Here is a 14,643-nt window from a genome sequence, read left to right as displayed (position 1 = left end):
CGCTTTTTGAGTCAGGCTCTTAGGGGCCCCAGTGGCAGGTAAGGGCGTTGCGGCAGGAACGACATGGTCTTGGGTGGAGGCGTGAGGATCGTTCCGGAACCCCATGGCCATAGACCGGCCACGGCGCGGAAGAGTGTCGACTTTCCTCGTCCGGTGTCGCCAACAATCAAGACGCGCTCGCCAGGGGTGATGCTGGCCGTCGCATCATCGATGACGATATGTCCGTCCGGCAAGAGGATGCGCACGGCCTCGAAGGCGAGATGTCCCTCCGGGTGCTCCGCGCGTTTGATTTCCTCTGCGCCTTGTTCGATCGCAGGAAGATTGTCGAGCGCTTCGCGAAACGCCGCGACCCGATGAACCGCGGCGCGCCAGTCGGCGAGGCGGGAAAAATTGTCGACAAACCATCGCAACGCCAATTGCACCTGGGTGAACGCGCCCGCCACCATGATCAGGCCGCCAAGCGTCAGGTTGCCGCCGAAATAGGCCGGTGCGGCCACCAGGATTGGAACGACCAGCGACAGCCAGCCAATGCCCGACGTGATCCAGGTCAGGCGAGCGAGCGAAGTGGATATCCGTCGCATCGTGTCCACGACGGCCGCGAGCTCGGTCTCGAGATGCCGTCGTTCGTCCGTCTCTCCGCCATGGAGTGCGATGCTCTCGCCGGATTCATTGACCCGAACGAGCGCGAAGCGGAATTCCGCCTCCCGCGCATACCGCTCACCGTTCAAGGCAATCAGCGGCCGTCCCACGATCCAGGTCAGAGCGGACCCCGTCAAGGCATAAGCGAGCGCACACCAGACCATGTAGCCGGGAATGGCGATGTCGTAGCCGGCGACCTGGAACGTGACTTGCGCCGAGAGCGTCCAGAGCATGCCGACGAAAGCCATGAGCTGAAGCAAGGAATATACGATGCCGCAGCCGAGGTCGGCGGTGTAGTCGCCCAGAAGACGCGTATCCTCCTGTATGCGCTGATCCGGGTTACGACCATACTCGCCAGCAAAGCCGAGCTGATAGACGCGCAACGGCTTGAGCCACTCGGCCAGGAGATGAAGGGTGATCCACTCCCGAAGTCGAAACTTCAGGCGCTCCTGGAGATAGGTGTTTGCAACCGTGAGCGCCAACAAAATGGCGATGATGACAACGAACGTCTGGAGATCATGAACAAAACCGGACAGGTCCTTGCGGCCGACGGCGTCGAAGAACCGGCCGTTCCAGTCGTTGAGTTGGACTTGTCCAAACATGTTGGCGACGGTGACGAACGTCGAGGCGACGAAGATGGCTATCACGCGCCGCCCCCCTTCGGCGCGTATGCGCGTGAACACGCCAAGGTCCCGGGCAAGATTGAAATCGCGTGTCGCCGCGGCCTTGATCCGTGCATCGGCGAGAGCGGGCCTGTCCGCCACTTCCGGCATGATAGGTATCAGAGGATGAGCGGCCTGCGGCGGCTTCGAAATTGCCTCCGCCGGAGGGGGGGCGGCCTGGGGAGGCGCAGGTGGTGCAACGTCAGCCTTCATCTGCCCGCGTCGCCTTCTGTTTCGTCGGACGGATCGCCAGATTACCCAAGCAGGTTCGAGCGATCAGGATCTTGACGCATCGCAATGTCTTTCCGCGGCGTCAGACTGATTATGCTACCATTGAAAGACTTGTTGTAGGAAGAAGCCTGCAGAACCGTGGTCACGGCATGCAAAGCGCGTTGATCGAAGGGGGACATGTCCGACATAGCGGAAAAATCTGACCGGCAGAAGGGCGCCGAAGCCGCAGTCGAGAGCTTCCGGAAGGAGCTCGGTCCGTTTGTCGCCGCCGCTGAGACAATCCGACTGCCCCATGCTGTTCACGGATGCGAAATACCCGAAACAGTATCGGTGTCCAGTTTCCTGTTGATCTAGATCATTACGGGAGGCCCCCAAGGCGGTGATCGTGATCGAAGATCACAGGATGTGAAAGAAGAATCACATCAGCTGTTTACCCGTCACACGCTCTTCAACCTGCCTTCTCAAGGCGGGAAAGGGCGGTTGAGAGAGTGATTGACAGATGAGCCGCCTCCACAAAGAGACCCACCTCGTTGCGCGCATCGGCTGGCTGAGAGCGGCGGTACTCGGCGCCAATGATGGGATCATATCAACCGCCAGTCTTATCCTGGGAGTAGCGTCTGCTGCCGTGTCTCGAAGCGATGTTCTCTTGACCGGGGTTGCCGGGCTGGTTGCCGGCGCGATGTCAATGGCAGCCGGCGAATATGTTTCCGTCAGTTCGCAGTCGGATACGGAGCATGCCGACCTCGCGCGCGAGAAGCGCGAGCTGGCGGGCGATCCGGTGTCCGAGAGGGAAGAGCTTGCTCAGATTTATGTCGCGCGAGGCGTCGAGCCCGATCTCGCCCGTGAGGTTTCGAAGCAATTTATGGCAAAGGACGCCCTGGGTGCGCACGCCCGGGATGAGCTAGGCATTTCGGAAATCAGCACCGCTCGTCCGGTGCAGGCAGCGATAGCATCGGCCGCGACCTTCTCCGTCGGAGCGGTAGCACCGCTTGCGCTTGTCCTGGTTTCGCCGTCCAACGTCTTAATTCCGGCCGTCGCTGCAGGTTCGTTGCTCTTTCTGTCACTGCTTGGCGCGATCGGTGCTAAGGCGGGAGGTGCCGGCCTGTTGAAGCCAACCATACGAGTGGCATTCTGGGGCGCCTGTGCGATGGCACTGACGGCCGGGATTGGTGCAGTGGTTGGGAAGGTTGTGTAAGCCCCCCTTTGCGGAGTCTTTGCCACAGCGGAGCAGCGCCCTGCAAAGCCCTCTTGGCGAAGCAGGAATGCCCTGGGCGCCCGGTCTCAGCCTCCGAAGCCGCTGCCCGGCCTTTCGGGCTTTGGGCCAACTGTTTATCGGGCGCGGGGGCTTCGGGGTCATAGAGTCATAGAGGTTGGTCCCAATGCGCTGTTTCCGGTGCCTGCGCGCCGCGGTCACGAGGGGAAATCGGCCGGCTGGATGTCAATGCGATCAGCGTGCAGCGACCAGTCTCTAATCGCGTGGCGTTCGCAAAATTGCTGTTGAGCCAGTAAGGTCGCCTCGGCTGCATCACGTGCATCGACATCGACGATGCACTGGCAGCCTTCGCAGGATTTTCCCTGGTCGCCGATAACGTTCTTGAGGAAGCGGATCGTGAAGTGGGCCATGGATACCTCGTGCGTTATGGTGGCATGCGGTATGCGGGTTAATAGACGAAGGCTGGAGTTTCCAGAAGGTGATCATTCACGGCCACGACGCCGGGAATCGCCTCTGCGACGACGCGAATGGCCGTACGCTCAGCGAGCGATGGCGCGAAGCCCCAGAGATCGATCGCACCGTTCTGCACGGTTGCATTCAGATTGAAAGTATGAGCCCAGGGCTGCTTCCGGATTTCCTCCAAGAACCTCTTTCGGATCGCTGAATCGGACAGTGATATTTCGAGTTTCGGCATGGCACTCGCGATCGCCTGGAGCAGGTTGGCTCGGCTGACGATTCCGACGAGCTGGCCTTCCTTGTTGACGATAGGAACGCGTTTGACCTGACGCTCCTCGAGAAGCATAGCGATCTCGTGCAGGGGCGTTTCGGGTGCCGCGGTCGCAACGTCCTGCGTCATGATGTCCTGAACCCTGATCGAGTGAGACTTGACGTAGTCGGTTGCAAGTTGGGCATCGCCGGTCAACAGGCGTAACCACCACGAGGAAGAGCGTTCCGTCCCGCTCTCGGCCCTGTGCAGCAAATCGCCCTCGCTCACGATTCCGATAACCTTGTTGTCGGTGTCGACGACCGGTACAGCGCTGATCCGACGATCCAGCAGCATCTGCGCGACTTGGCGAACCGTTGCGGTGGGCCCAACCGTAAACACCGGTGACACCATCACGTCTCGTGCTTGCATGGCAAACCTCCATATCGCCGTTGGCTCTCGGACATCCTGCCCGATCGTGAGTTGTCCCGTTTGATCGGGATCAAGCAGCGCGAACTTCTCGGCGATAGGAAAATTAGGACGTAAGCAGCGAGGAGGCCATAATGGACAAGATACCACATCGTGCAGTCGTGTTCGTCGGTGACGGCGCGGAAGGCGCTGTTCCTTCGCAACGAGGGCGACGAGAAGTTTCCGAATCTGAAGACGGAGGCGGTGTTCGAAGAAGAGAACCCGCCCGCCCATTCCCAAGGGAGCGATTGTCCAGGTCGGGTCAGCGAAAGCTCGCATTCGGGGCAGCGCAGTGCGGTGGAAACGACCGATTGGCATGAGCTCGAGGAGAAGCGTTTTGCGAGGCAGGTCGCGGCTGCGGCAGAGCGTCTCCTCCGCGGCGAACGCGCGACCTCCCTCATTGTCGTCGCGCCACCCCGCACGCTGGCGGAGCTTAGTTCCACTTTTCATGACGACGTCAGGGGGCGGATCGTCGCCGAACTCGCCAAGGACCTCACCAAGCACCCCGTCAGCGACATCGAAGAACATCTGCGCGACGCGGGATGAGAGAGGATCGCTTGCGGGGCATCAGTCCCCGTCACCGGTCCCATTGGGAGGCAAGGCCGGCGCGTTTGATCTCGGTCAAGCGTCTCGCTGATCTTAAGTCGATAAAGGGCCATCGCAAACTATTTCGGAGCGTCATCATGTCTGTCGCAAGCGTCATGGTCTACGTCGATTCCGAGCAGCAGGAAGCAGGGCAAGTTGCCGTTGCGGAAGGCGTCGCGATAACGTTCGGGGCGGCCATCTTGGGTGTTTCCGCGGTGGCTGTGGCGCCTCCCTTTGTGGCCGAAGGTGTCATCATCGAGCAGACCACCGAGGAAGACATCAAGTGCATCAAGGCAACACTTTCGGCGAAAGAGGCTTGGTTCAAGAGGGTGGTCGGCCTGCCAAGCGACACGGTCGAATGGCGCTGGGCCCTCGATGATCCGACCGACTTTCTGGTCGAGCAGGCCCGTGCGGCAGACCTTGTGGTGGTCAAGCGCAGGTCGCAGACAGCCCGCCACACCCACTTCCTCGATCCGGCCGGAGCCATGCTGCGGATGGGACGACCCACGTTATCCGTGCCAGAGCGCGTGACGGAGTTGTCCGGCGACCGCATCGTGGTCGGCTGGAAGGACACACGAGAAGCACGCCTCGCCGTTCGCGATGCTATGCCGTTTCTGACCAGGGCTTCGCAGGTCACAATCGCGGAAATCTGCGCGTCGAGCGAACAGGATGCGGCTCGCAAGCGGGTTCGCGACGTGGCCGGCTATCTTCAGCGCCATGGGGTGCAGTGCCAGCACGAGATACGTGTCCATACGTCGGAGCCGGACGGAGGCTATCTCGTGAGGTTGGCCTCCGAGGTTGGCGCCGACCTCATGGTTACAGGCGGTTATGGACATAGCCGGCTGGGAGAGTGGATCTTCGGAGGAATGACGCAGACCTTGCTGCAACAGGCTCCGGTCTGCCTGCTGATGTCGCACTGAGGTCAACGCGACAGGAGAATGTGTGATGGACGACGATCGTCAAGTGGCGCAGGAGAGCGTGGCAACGCAGAAAGTAGAGGTGCCCGCACCTAATCGCGGCGAGTCGACCCTGGAAACCGGATGGCTGAATCGCGCGATCAAGGACGCCCTGGAGGACGATACGCCCCTAAGCCGCAGCCCCGTCGACCTCCGCGCTGTCGCGGAAATGACCATGACAGCTGAGCAAGAAAGTCCGATCAAGCAACCTGCGCTGTACTCTCGAAAGCGGACGACGCATTTGCGAGTGCATCCTAGTCCTCCGCTGCCCGACGGGCAAAATCTCGGGCCTCTCCTCGACGGATCTGAAAACGAGCGGGACGCTTGGCAAGCCTTACGATGGATGAATAATAGAGCGTGATCTCGAGCGCGCCATACAGTGCGAATATCATCAGCGCCTTGATTGCTTCGTTGGTCATCTGGGATACCCTCCAACATCCGGTCTCGACTAACGTTGTGCCATCTTGGTCAGAACGCGGGCTGGGTGAGGCTGGTAAACGGCCAAAGTCTTTGCCTTCTGCCCGTTGAGATCAGGATGGCCCTGGTGGACTGTCAGCGCGGTCATTGCGATAGCGATGCCCGCAGCCAATCCGGCAACGACCACCTTCAGGTGTGTTGCCTTGTCCGCAGAATAGATCGAGTGGTTCATCGCAGGCCCCTTGTCTGTGCGTGCCGGCAAATCCTTTCTGACGCATGAACTTTAAGGCATAAATTCTTCGGCCGAAATTTGGGGGCATAACCTAAGGAGATCTCCGTAGCCCCCGCGCAAGAGGCCGCTGCACTTGCGCCCTGGAATACTGGTTCGCGACCAGATGGAGGCAGGATACACGCTTGAGAATTCTCAATTCCAGGAGGAGCGCCTGCAATTAAGCTGTTGCGAAACGCTCCCTGACAATTGGACCGCTATCCCAGGTCACGTGCTCAACCCCGGCGATGTTTGGGCCAGATAAGCATCTGCATCTTCGGTCTGCTGCGCGTCGCCTTGGCCACTGACTGCCCGGGCGGCGATCTCCGCGAGCGCAAGCGGAACTCTATCCGGCACCGAACCTTGGGCCGCTCATGTCTTCGGCGGTCGTCACGATAAGAAGCTGGGATATTGCGGCTGAGCAGCGCGAGGTGGATCCGTCGGGCGGATTTCCGGATCCGCCAAGGCTACGCGAGCTTCGGGGAGCGGGCTCTATCGTGGATGCTGCGGCGGGCCTTGTTGTTACCGCAAATCATCTGGTTGCCAACGCTATGGCCGTGGAGGTGTCGCTTCAGGATGGGCGAACGTTGAATGCCGGCTTGGTCGCCCGATCGGATCGGGACGACGTCGCTCTGCTTTAAGTCACTGCCAATGCGCTTCACGCCCCGGCGCTGGAGATGACGGCGGCTATCGATGTCGGAGAGTTCGTCCTGGCCATCGGTGACTCCCTCAATCTCGGGCCGAGCGTGTCTTTGGGGATCGTTTCGGCGCTCCACCGCTCTTGCCCCGGAATCGCCAACGACGATCTGATCCAATCGGATGCTCTGGTCGAGGCGGGGAGCTCCGGCGGCGCAATGATCAATCTGCGCGGCAAGCTGATCGGGGTCGTCGTCGCGCGCAGAGGCGAGGGGCGCAGCGGCTTTGCCTTTGCGGTGCCGGCCGACGCCATCCTGCGGCTGCTGGCGACGGTTAGGCAGGAGCCGCCTAGCCAATAGGCTGGGCTTTCAGGAGCCCGACACCTTGTCCCCTCAGAGGTTACCGAGGCGCCTGTCGGTTCCGCCCGGTGTATGCGGCAACCAGCCAGACCACGGCGGTCACCAGCAACATGGCCACGACGGTCTGGATCAGACCGAAGTTCAACGCGTCACGCGCCACGAACAGCGCCGTGATCGGCGCTGCCAGGGCGAAGAGAATCCGAACGAGCCATCCAAGCATGGTCGCCTCGATCCGGCGGCTTTCATCCAGCGGCCTTCATGTCTTCAGGCGATTCCATATAGAATCCAGAATAAGTATCGACGAAGCAGAGATGGTCGTGAACTTCCTTGACGCCGGCGGTGTTCTCGGTGGCGACGATCGCGGCCTGACGAGCTTCGTCGGTGGTCACGAGGCCGTGCAGATGTACGACGCCCTTGCGGACATTCACTTCGAATCCGATGGGCCGCCAGTCGGTGGCGTATACCGCGCGTGTGATGCGCTCGCGAATGTGCTCATCATCGGCCGTCGGATCGGGAATTTCGTGCACGAGGCTCGCCACGGCTTGCAGCACGTTGGTCCTCGTGACGATCCCGACCGGCGCCTTTCCCCGCATGACAGGGACTCGCTTGATGCCGTTCTTCTCCATCAGGTCGACCAGCTCGGCCAGATCGGCATCTTCCTGCACCGAGACGACCTGCTTCGTCATGACGTCGGCGACCTTGCGTCCGCGCTCGTGAACGAAATCGGCAGCCGCGCGCTCGGGTCCCATGAGGAATTTTAGCCAAGCGGCATGTCTGCGGCCGGTGCCGATCTCGCTGCGACGGAGGAAGTCGCTTTCCGAAACCATGCCAACGAGATTGCCCGCATCGTCGATGACGGGCAGGCCGCTGATATGCATCTGGAGCATGATTCTGGCGGCCTGCTCGATCGTGGTGTGCGGCGTTACAGCTACGACGTCCTTTGTCATGATATGATGCGCGCGCATATTATCCTCTCCGTTCGCTGACCAGAGTATCGAGTAAGGCGAGGCCGCAACTGTCGCAGCCTCACCTCGGCGGGGGGCTCAGGCGGCCTTCACACTGATGGTCTTGGCCGGCTTCTGTGCTTCCTCGGTCTTTGGCAGGACGACCTTGAGCACGCCGTTCTTGAACGTTGCCTCGATCTTGTCGGCATTGACGCCGTCCGGCAGCGCGAAGTAGCGCTCGAAGGAGCCATAGCGGCGCTCAGAAACGTAATAGTCCTTCTTCTTTTCTTCGGTCTCTTCCTTCTTCTCGCCGCGGATGGTGAGACCGCCGTTGACGAGCTTGACGTCGATGTTCTTCTCGTCGAGACCGGGAAGCTCCGCGGTGATCTCGTAAGCCTTGTCGCTCTCGGCGACATCAACGGCCAGTGCATTGAAGTTCTTGGACAGATCACGCTCCAGCCGTGCGAGCGAGCGGAACGGCCGCTTCCAGAAGCCGTTGCCAAAATCGTCGAAGATCTGATCGATTTCGCTTTTCAGCGCCTGGAACGGCTGCCATGCTTCGCCGGCAGCGGCAGGCGCAGTGGACGTCTTGGTGACAGGTAGTTTGGTTTCGGTTGCCATGATCATCTTCTCCCTTGAGGTTGACCATATCGGTCGCCGAAAAGAATAGTCACGGTCTTTTAGCGCTGATTGATCTCGCTCAAGTTCGAGAGCGGCGCAGTGGGAATGCGCTGGCATCGTCTTGCGAGGATCGTGCGTATCCGGCAGAGGCTTGTCGATCAGTCGCCCCGCGACCAAGGAAGATGCGGCATTCTCATAGACATTTCTCGATTGCGAAAATCCGAGCATCGCGCATCTATGCATCCGGCCACTTTGGCACCCATTGGTCGCCAAGTTTCACATAGGAGCCGCCTCACGGCGGCCCATGCTGTTCGGTGCGCGATTTCTTCCTGTCGAAGTTCCCCAGCATGCGCGGCAAAGGAATGGTTGAACGCCGTCTCGATAGATGTCGAGGGCACGAGGCGGAAGGTGGTGCCGCACGCCTGGTGGAAGATCGCCGTTCGATCGATAAGACATTTCCAACTCCTTGGCCTGTCACCCCGGTCCTGGGCGGTGACGGGCCAAGCAGGAAGCTCTTACGGCTACATTGCCAAGTCGTGCTCGGGCAGTCGCTCCCGCTTCGGTTCCGGAATCTCTGTCATCGTCGCTTCCGTCAGGAGCAGAACGCTCGCCACCGAGACGGCGTTTTCAAGTGCGGTTCGCACCACTTTCACGGGATCCACAATGCCGGATTCCACGAGATCGACATACACCTTGCGGGCGGCATCAAAGCCGAGATTGCCCTCGCTGCCGAGCATCCGCGCAACCACGACGCCGCCATCGGTCGCGGAATTCTCGGCGATCTGACGGGCCGGTGCTTCGAGTGCGCGCCTCAGGATCTGCACACCGGTTCGTTCGTCACCCTCGCAAGCCGCTTCTTCCTTGGTCACGGCTGTCACCGTTCGAAGCAGCGCAAGTCCGCCGCCCGGTACGATGCCTTCTGCAACGGCCGCTTTGGTCGAGCTGATGGCATCGTCGAGGGCTTCCTTCTTCGCTTTCATCTCGGCTTCGGTTGGTGCGCCGACCCGGATTACGGCGACGCCGCCGGACAGCTTGGCCAGGCGTTCCTCGAGCTTCTCCCGATCATAGTCGCTGGTGGTCTTCTCGATTTCCATCCGGATCTGCGCCAGCCGGGCGTCGATGCGCGAGCGGTCGCCACCGCTGCCGATCAGGGTGGTGTTCTCCTTGTCGGCAACCACACGCGTGGCACGGCCGAGTTGCTGCAGGGTCGCACTTTCCAGTTTCAGGCCGATCTCTTCCGAGATCACCTGGGCGCCGGTCAAGATTGCAATGTCTTCCAGCATGGCTTTGCGCCGATCGCCAAATCCGGGCGCCTTGACCGCGCAGGCCTTGAGTACGCCGCGAAGTTGGTTGACGATAAGCGTCGCCAGAGCTTCGCCCTCGATGTCTTTCGCGATGATCAGGAGCGGACGGCCGCTCTTGGCAACTTGCTCGAGGAGGGGCACTAGATCGCGCAATGCACCGATCTTGTGGTCGCAGAGCAGAACGTATGGATCCTCCAGCACCGATTCCATCCGGTCTGCATCCGTGACGAAATAGGGGGACAGGAAGCCGCGGTCGAACTTCATTCCTTCGACGACGTCCAGGAACGTCTCAGTCGTCTTGGACTCTTCGACCGAGATCACACCGTCACCGCCGACCTTCTCGATCGCATCGGCGACCAGTTCTCCAATGGAGGTATCGTTGTGGGCCGAAATCGTCGCGACCTGGGCTTTCTCGGCCCTGCTCTTGACCGGCTTCGCCATCGCGCGCAGCGCTGCGATAGCGGCCTGTGTCCCTCGATCCAGACCGCGCTTCAGGTCGATTGCACTCGCGCCCGCAACAACGTTGCGAACTCCGTCCGACAGGATGGCATGCGCAAGGATCGTCGAGGTGCTGGTGCCGTCTCCGACGACGTCGCCCGTCTTCTCGGCTGCCTGACGAAGCACCTGAGCGCCAAGGTTCTCCTCGGCATCCTTGAGATCGAATTCTTTCGCGATGGTGACGCCATCGTTGCAGACGATGGGTGCTCCCCATCCCTTCTGGATCAGAACGGATTTCGATTTCGGGCCGAGCGTAACGCGGACCGCGTCTGCGAGCAGGGAAGCGCCGCGTAGAACTTTCTCGCGAGCTGCTGAATGGAACAAGACCTGTTTGTGTGCCATTGAAATGCCTCGGGTGTGCCGCCATTGCCGATATTCTGTCGGCCAGTCTGTACGACCAGGCTCGGCGCTAATTGATCCTGGTCAAATGGAGCCGGCGTCGGATGTCGCGATCTCGGCAGCGGCGGTGACGTTGTTGACCTGAATCAAGCTGACGCAGCTGTCTCCGCCTACCTTTGGGCTGCAGCTGATGTCGATGGAGGAGCAGGTGGAGCCAGATCAAGTCTCGCGAAAGCAGACCATCGCGATGGCCATCATTTTCGCGGGCGGCATGCTGCTCGCGGTTCTGCAATTCCTATTCACGACCTATAATTCGATCGAGACCGTTCCTTACAGTCAGTTTGAACAGCTGCTGACCCAGGAAAAGATCGCCGAGGTCTCCGTGGGGCCGGATACCATCCAGGGAAAGCTGAAGGAACCCCTCCCGAGCGGGAAGTCGGCGTTCGTCACCGCGCGGGTCGACATGGCCTTGGCGGATAAGCTTGCCCAGAAGGGCGCGAGTGTCACCGGCGTTCCGGGAAGCGGCCTGCTGCAAAGCTTGCTGTCCTGGATATTCCCGATCGTCGTCTTCTTCGGGGTCTGGTACTGGATCGGACGCAGCATGACCGGCCGCCAGGGTTTTGGTGGGCTCATGGCGATCGGCAAGTCCCGTGCGAAGGTGTATGTCGAGAAGGACATCAAGGTGACGTTCGCCGAAGTCGCGGGCGTCGATGACGCGAAGTTCGAACTTCAGGAGGTGGTTTCGTTTCTGAAGGATCCCAAGAGTTACGGTCGACTGGGTGCGCATGTGCCCAAGGGAATTCTGCTGGTGGGACCGCCAGGGACAGGCAAAACGTTGCTGGCCCGCGCCGTGGCCGGAGAGGCCGGTGTTCCGTTCTTCTCGATTTCGGGCTCCGAATTCGTCGAGATGTTCGTCGGAGTAGGCGCTGCGCGCGTGCGGGACTTGTTCGAGCAGGCCCGCAAGGCAGCCCCGTGCATTATCTTCGTCGACGAGCTCGATGCGCTCGGACGGAGCCGCGGGCCGCTGTCCATCTCCAGCCACGATGAGAAGGAGCAGACACTCAATCAGCTCCTGTCGGAGCTTGACGGCTTCGACCCGAGCGTCGGCGTCATCCTGCTGGCGGCTACCAATCGGCCCGAAATCCTGGACCCCGCGTTGTTGCGGGCTGGGAGGTTCGACCGGCAGGTTCTCGTCGATCGGCCGGACAAGACCGGACGTGTTGCCATTCTCAAGGTGCACGTCCGCAAGATTCGGCTGGGTGAAGAGGTCGATCTTGACAAGGTGGCTGGCCTCACGACCGGCTTCACCGGAGCTGATCTCGCCAATCTCGTCAACGAGGCCGCGATTGCCGCGACCCGGGGCGGCGCTGACGAGGTCTCTTTCGCCGATTTCGTCATCGCGATCGAGCGGATCGTCGCCGGCGTCGAGAAGAAGAGCAGGGTTCTCGGCAACGATGAGCGGCGCAGGGTCGCATATCACGAGATGGGTCATGCTCTTGTTGCAGCGAGCTTGCCGGGGGTGGATCCTGTGCAGAAAGTATCGATCATCCCGCGTGGGATCGGCGCGCTGGGCTACACCATTCAACGTCCGACCGAAGACAGGTTCCTGCTTACGATTGACGAGCTGAAGAACCGTATCGCGGTGCTGATGGGAGGACGCGCGTCGGAGCGCATGATCTTCGACGGTTCCATTTCGACCGGCGCGGCCGATGACCTTCAACGTGCCACCGAAGTCGCGATCGAGATGGTGACCAAGTATGGCATGGATGAGACAGTGGGGCAGCGCACCTACGCCCCCAAGCCGCAAGCGTTCCTCGCAGCTGCCCAGGATGCGGTTGTTGCGGCTGCGGAAGAGACCGGCCGCGAGATCGATCTCGCCGTGCGTAACCTGATCGAGGAGGGCGATCGTTGCGCCCGGGACATCCTACTACGACGACGCACCGAGCTCGAAGCCGGTGTCGAACTGCTCATCGCAAATGAAACGGTAACGTCGGACCAGTTTGCTCCGCTGCGCGGCATGTCCAGCAAGGAAAGGGAGCCGGTCGCCGCATGATTGCGTGAATCGGCCCTTGGGCCGAATTCGGAGCAGCTCAAGTTCAGCCCGCGGTCCGCAGCAGCGGTTCCCGACGGTTCGTTGGCGCCGCCTCCTGCCGAACAACGATGTCGTGCCACAGCTTTGCGACGTTCGCTTGCGTTTCTATCGCCAGGAAACAGTGACCTTCGTTGTCGAAGTCACAAAAGCGAGCGCCTGGATCACCACGCAGCTCAGCAAGGGCGGCGTTGATGGCATCGAGGCCGGTCATCACCTGCTCAATGCTCTCAAGCTTCGCGTTGTGCAGGATATCCATCAGCCGGGAGCTCTTGAGGGGTGGGTTTCCGAAGGCGATGCCAGGCTGCCTGAACTCGAATAGGACGCTGAGCGCGACAGGCATTCCCCGCAATTGGCCGAATATCGCTGCGATTTCGTCCTCACTGCAGACAGCTGGATGGGTGGAACGTGGAGGCGACGAAGCGGCATCTCGCGGCGCCATGCGGAGGCCGGCAATGACCTCATGTTCGATCCACCGTCGCACCTCAATCGGTGCATTGCAAATCTGATCTGCGGTCAATGTAATTCCGATCATGGCGGTGCCTCCTATTTTTTCAGCATAGGCCGTCGCCTGGAAACAAATTTGATACCGATCAATCAGTGTCAAAGAGTGGCTCGGCAGGGCAGTGCTTGATCAGGATCAAGTCCGTACTGAACGAGGCTGCTAGTTTTCGTCTTGCGTAACTCGACCCAAGGTTACGTCCCCAAGTTGCCGCCGAGATCCGCCCCCAGGACTCGGCGGCTCGCTTTCTTCCGGACCAATGAAACCGCCCCAAATGGGCGGACCGCGCGGGAATGAGCCGATGCGCACCTACTATTTCGACATGAAGGACGGAGTGCCCGTCCGGGACAAATCAGGCCTGGAGTTTGTGAGCGATGGCGCTGCCATCGCGCACAGCAAGCGCCTTGCGGACAAGGTGCGCAGAGAGAATCCGAAAGGGCATGCGGAGCTTCGCATCGTCGTTCTCGACGAGAGCGGCCGTGAAGTTCACCGTGAGCAAAGAAGCATGATCAATGTCGTGTTGACGCCGGTGCTGTCAGCGCGACTGCCTTTTTCGGATGCCGCTGCAGTGAACAATATCTAAGGCGAAATCCGGCCCCGAAGCCGATCTTTGTGGTGCCCGGTTTGCGTTAGCTCGTCATTTCTTGGGAGCCTTTCCGGTCGGCGCGAATATCTGATTGGCGGGCGGCGGCTGATCGGTCGGCAGGCCTATCGCGATAAAGCTGCGTTCCAGCGAGATGTGGCAGGCATTGCAGCCGTGGGTCAGTGCGCGCATGGAGGCGGTGAACCTGCGACCATCCCCAGCGTCGATAGCATCTGCGATTGAGAGCAGCGGATCCTTCAACGTGGTTACGTTGCTTACGGGAATGCCGGGGTAGAACACGGCAGCTTGGGCCAGACTATCCGTCAACTGGCGCAATTCGAACGCAGCAAGTTCCCAATTCTTCGACTTGCCCGCGAACCACAGTTTCAGATGCTGAAGCTGGGCCGCGTTCATGACTTCGACTAGGCGGGGCGCATATTGTCTGACAGTTGGGGAAGGTTCGAAGTCCGATTGGGCCGTCGCGGATGTGCCCACGCTTGCCAAGATCGCAAGAGCCAAGCACGAATTCCGTAGAGTCATTTGACTGGTCTCCAGAAATCTCGTTTCCTTGAGATGGCTCGTGAAGCACGCGCCGAAGGCTCCACCAAGTAGGGCCGGAGATGCTG

17 protein-coding genes are annotated in these 14,643 nt (G+C 60.6%); 6 read left to right on the top strand and 11 right to left on the bottom strand.

From position 1 onward, the window contains the following. Positions 1–11 precede the first annotated feature (11 nt). A complete protein-coding gene (locus LPJ38_RS29210) occupies positions 12–1,412 on the bottom strand; it encodes an ABC transporter ATP-binding protein/permease (protein WP_158644732.1) in 1,401 nt (466 codons plus the stop codon). A gap of 619 nt (positions 1,413–2,031) precedes the next feature. On the opposite strand from LPJ38_RS29210, the gene LPJ38_RS29205 reads away from it, so the two are divergent. Then, positions 2,032–2,727 carry a VIT1/CCC1 transporter family protein gene (locus LPJ38_RS29205; protein WP_145629425.1) on the top strand — a complete coding sequence of 232 codons (696 nt, stop codon included), beginning with the start codon at positions 2,032–2,034 and terminating at the stop codon, positions 2,725–2,727. A 215-nt stretch (positions 2,728–2,942) separates the two neighbouring features. Here LPJ38_RS29205 and LPJ38_RS29200 read toward each other — a convergent pair whose 3' ends face one another. Beyond that, complete coding sequence (locus LPJ38_RS29200) at positions 2,943–3,155, bottom strand: hypothetical protein (RefSeq protein ID WP_145629427.1); 213 nt, start codon at positions 3,153–3,155, stop codon at positions 2,943–2,945. A gap of 38 nt (positions 3,156–3,193) precedes the next feature. Beyond that, positions 3,194–3,880: a CBS domain-containing protein gene (locus LPJ38_RS29195; RefSeq protein WP_145629429.1), complete on the bottom strand. Its 687-nt coding sequence runs from the start codon at positions 3,878–3,880 to the stop codon at positions 3,194–3,196. A 150-nt stretch (positions 3,881–4,030) separates the two neighbouring features. Between LPJ38_RS29195 and LPJ38_RS29190 the strand changes: the two genes are divergently transcribed. Then, the gene (locus LPJ38_RS29190; RefSeq protein ID WP_347339013.1) at positions 4,031–4,462 is read left to right on the top strand and encodes a host attachment protein; all 432 of its coding nucleotides are present in this window, start codon (positions 4,031–4,033) and stop codon (positions 4,460–4,462) included. A 137-nt stretch (positions 4,463–4,599) separates the two neighbouring features. Next, entirely contained in the window at positions 4,600–5,421 is an 822-nt protein-coding gene (locus LPJ38_RS29185) for a universal stress protein (RefSeq protein WP_145629431.1), read from the top strand. Positions 5,422–5,711: 290 nt separating this feature from the next. Here LPJ38_RS29185 and LPJ38_RS29180 read toward each other — a convergent pair whose 3' ends face one another. Together LPJ38_RS29180 and LPJ38_RS29175 are read right to left on the bottom strand one after the other, a co-directional pair. Continuing rightward, positions 5,712–5,876 carry a hypothetical protein gene (locus LPJ38_RS29180; protein ID WP_158644733.1) on the bottom strand — a complete coding sequence of 55 codons (165 nt, stop codon included), beginning with the start codon at positions 5,874–5,876 and terminating at the stop codon, positions 5,712–5,714. 29 nt (positions 5,877–5,905) lie between these two features. Further along, the gene (locus LPJ38_RS29175) at positions 5,906–6,106 is read right to left on the bottom strand and encodes a hypothetical protein (RefSeq protein WP_145629433.1); all 201 of its coding nucleotides are present in this window, start codon (positions 6,104–6,106) and stop codon (positions 5,906–5,908) included. Positions 6,107–6,819: 713 nt separating this feature from the next. Between LPJ38_RS29175 and LPJ38_RS29170 the strand changes: the two genes are divergently transcribed. Further along, complete coding sequence (locus LPJ38_RS29170) at positions 6,820–7,137, top strand: S1C family serine protease (RefSeq protein WP_231088437.1); 318 nt, start codon at positions 6,820–6,822, stop codon at positions 7,135–7,137. A gap of 40 nt (positions 7,138–7,177) precedes the next feature. On the opposite strand, the gene LPJ38_RS29165 is transcribed toward LPJ38_RS29170, so the two are convergent. From LPJ38_RS29165 to groL, 4 genes are all read right to left on the bottom strand, one after another. Next, positions 7,178–7,357, bottom strand: coding sequence for a hypothetical protein (locus LPJ38_RS29165; RefSeq protein ID WP_145629435.1), 180 nt, complete (start codon positions 7,355–7,357; stop codon positions 7,178–7,180). A 22-nt stretch (positions 7,358–7,379) separates the two neighbouring features. Beyond that, positions 7,380–8,102: a CBS domain-containing protein gene (locus LPJ38_RS29160; protein ID WP_145629437.1), complete on the bottom strand. Its 723-nt coding sequence runs from the start codon at positions 8,100–8,102 to the stop codon at positions 7,380–7,382. A gap of 78 nt (positions 8,103–8,180) precedes the next feature. Then, positions 8,181–8,702 carry an Hsp20/alpha crystallin family protein gene (locus tag LPJ38_RS29155; protein WP_145629439.1) on the bottom strand — a complete coding sequence of 174 codons (522 nt, stop codon included), beginning with the start codon at positions 8,700–8,702 and terminating at the stop codon, positions 8,181–8,183. 521 nt (positions 8,703–9,223) lie between these two features. Beyond that, positions 9,224–10,846: a chaperonin GroEL gene (gene groL / locus LPJ38_RS29145; protein ID WP_145629441.1), complete on the bottom strand. Its 1,623-nt coding sequence runs from the start codon at positions 10,844–10,846 to the stop codon at positions 9,224–9,226. A gap of 187 nt (positions 10,847–11,033) precedes the next feature. Here groL and ftsH point away from each other — a divergent pair, with 187 nt between their 5' ends. After that, the gene (ftsH, locus tag LPJ38_RS29140; RefSeq protein ID WP_404437368.1) at positions 11,034–12,896 is read left to right on the top strand and encodes an ATP-dependent zinc metalloprotease FtsH; all 1,863 of its coding nucleotides are present in this window, start codon (positions 11,034–11,036) and stop codon (positions 12,894–12,896) included. A 43-nt stretch (positions 12,897–12,939) separates the two neighbouring features. Here ftsH and LPJ38_RS29135 read toward each other — a convergent pair whose 3' ends face one another. Then, complete coding sequence (locus LPJ38_RS29135; protein ID WP_231088436.1) at positions 12,940–13,539, bottom strand: hypothetical protein; 600 nt, start codon at positions 13,537–13,539, stop codon at positions 12,940–12,942. Positions 13,540–13,735: 196 nt separating this feature from the next. Between LPJ38_RS29135 and LPJ38_RS29130 the strand changes: the two genes are divergently transcribed. Next, positions 13,736–14,017, top strand: coding sequence for a DUF6894 family protein (locus LPJ38_RS29130; protein ID WP_231088435.1), 282 nt, complete (start codon positions 13,736–13,738; stop codon positions 14,015–14,017). Positions 14,018–14,071: 54 nt separating this feature from the next. Here the strand turns inward: LPJ38_RS29130 and LPJ38_RS29125 are convergent, their stop codons facing one another. Then, entirely contained in the window at positions 14,072–14,431 is a 360-nt protein-coding gene (locus tag LPJ38_RS29125; RefSeq protein WP_231088434.1) for a hypothetical protein, read from the bottom strand. Positions 14,432–14,643: the final 212 nt, after the last annotated feature.

This window comes from Bradyrhizobium daqingense (genome assembly GCF_021044685.1).
In the GTDB taxonomy this organism is placed as follows: domain Bacteria; phylum Pseudomonadota; class Alphaproteobacteria; order Rhizobiales; family Xanthobacteraceae; genus Bradyrhizobium; species Bradyrhizobium daqingense.
The sequence above is the reverse complement of the archived record's forward strand: the minus strand, read 5'-3'. Positions and strand labels throughout refer to the sequence as shown.

Coding starts and splice junctions, on each gene's coding strand:
- LPJ38_RS29210 (WP_158644732.1), bottom strand. CDS start 1,412: ATGCCGGAAGTGGCGGACAGGCCCGCTCTCGCCGATGCACGGATCAAG.
- LPJ38_RS29205 (WP_145629425.1), top strand. CDS start 2,032: ATGAGCCGCCTCCACAAAGAGACCCACCTCGTTGCGCGCATCGGCTGG.
- LPJ38_RS29200 (WP_145629427.1), bottom strand. CDS start 3,155: ATGGCCCACTTCACGATCCGCTTCCTCAAGAACGTTATCGGCGACCAG.
- LPJ38_RS29195 (WP_145629429.1), bottom strand. CDS start 3,880: ATGCAAGCACGAGACGTGATGGTGTCACCGGTGTTTACGGTTGGGCCC.
- LPJ38_RS29185 (WP_145629431.1), top strand. CDS start 4,600: ATGTCTGTCGCAAGCGTCATGGTCTACGTCGATTCCGAGCAGCAGGAA.
- LPJ38_RS29180 (WP_158644733.1), bottom strand. CDS start 5,876: ATGACCAACGAAGCAATCAAGGCGCTGATGATATTCGCACTGTATGGC.
- LPJ38_RS29175 (WP_145629433.1), bottom strand. CDS start 6,106: ATGAACCACTCGATCTATTCTGCGGACAAGGCAACACACCTGAAGGTG.
- LPJ38_RS29170 (WP_231088437.1), top strand. CDS start 6,820: ATGACGGCGGCTATCGATGTCGGAGAGTTCGTCCTGGCCATCGGTGAC.
- LPJ38_RS29165 (WP_145629435.1), bottom strand. CDS start 7,357: ATGCTTGGATGGCTCGTTCGGATTCTCTTCGCCCTGGCAGCGCCGATC.
- LPJ38_RS29160 (WP_145629437.1), bottom strand. CDS start 8,102: ATGCGCGCGCATCATATCATGACAAAGGACGTCGTAGCTGTAACGCCG.
- LPJ38_RS29155 (WP_145629439.1), bottom strand. CDS start 8,702: ATGGCAACCGAAACCAAACTACCTGTCACCAAGACGTCCACTGCGCCT.
- groL (WP_145629441.1), bottom strand. CDS start 10,846: ATGGCACACAAACAGGTCTTGTTCCATTCAGCAGCTCGCGAGAAAGTT.
- ftsH (WP_404437368.1), top strand. CDS start 11,034: ATGTCGATGGAGGAGCAGGTGGAGCCAGATCAAGTCTCGCGAAAGCAG.
- LPJ38_RS29130 (WP_231088435.1), top strand. CDS start 13,736: ATGCGCACCTACTATTTCGACATGAAGGACGGAGTGCCCGTCCGGGAC.
- LPJ38_RS29125 (WP_231088434.1), bottom strand. CDS start 14,431: ATGAACGCGGCCCAGCTTCAGCATCTGAAACTGTGGTTCGCGGGCAAG.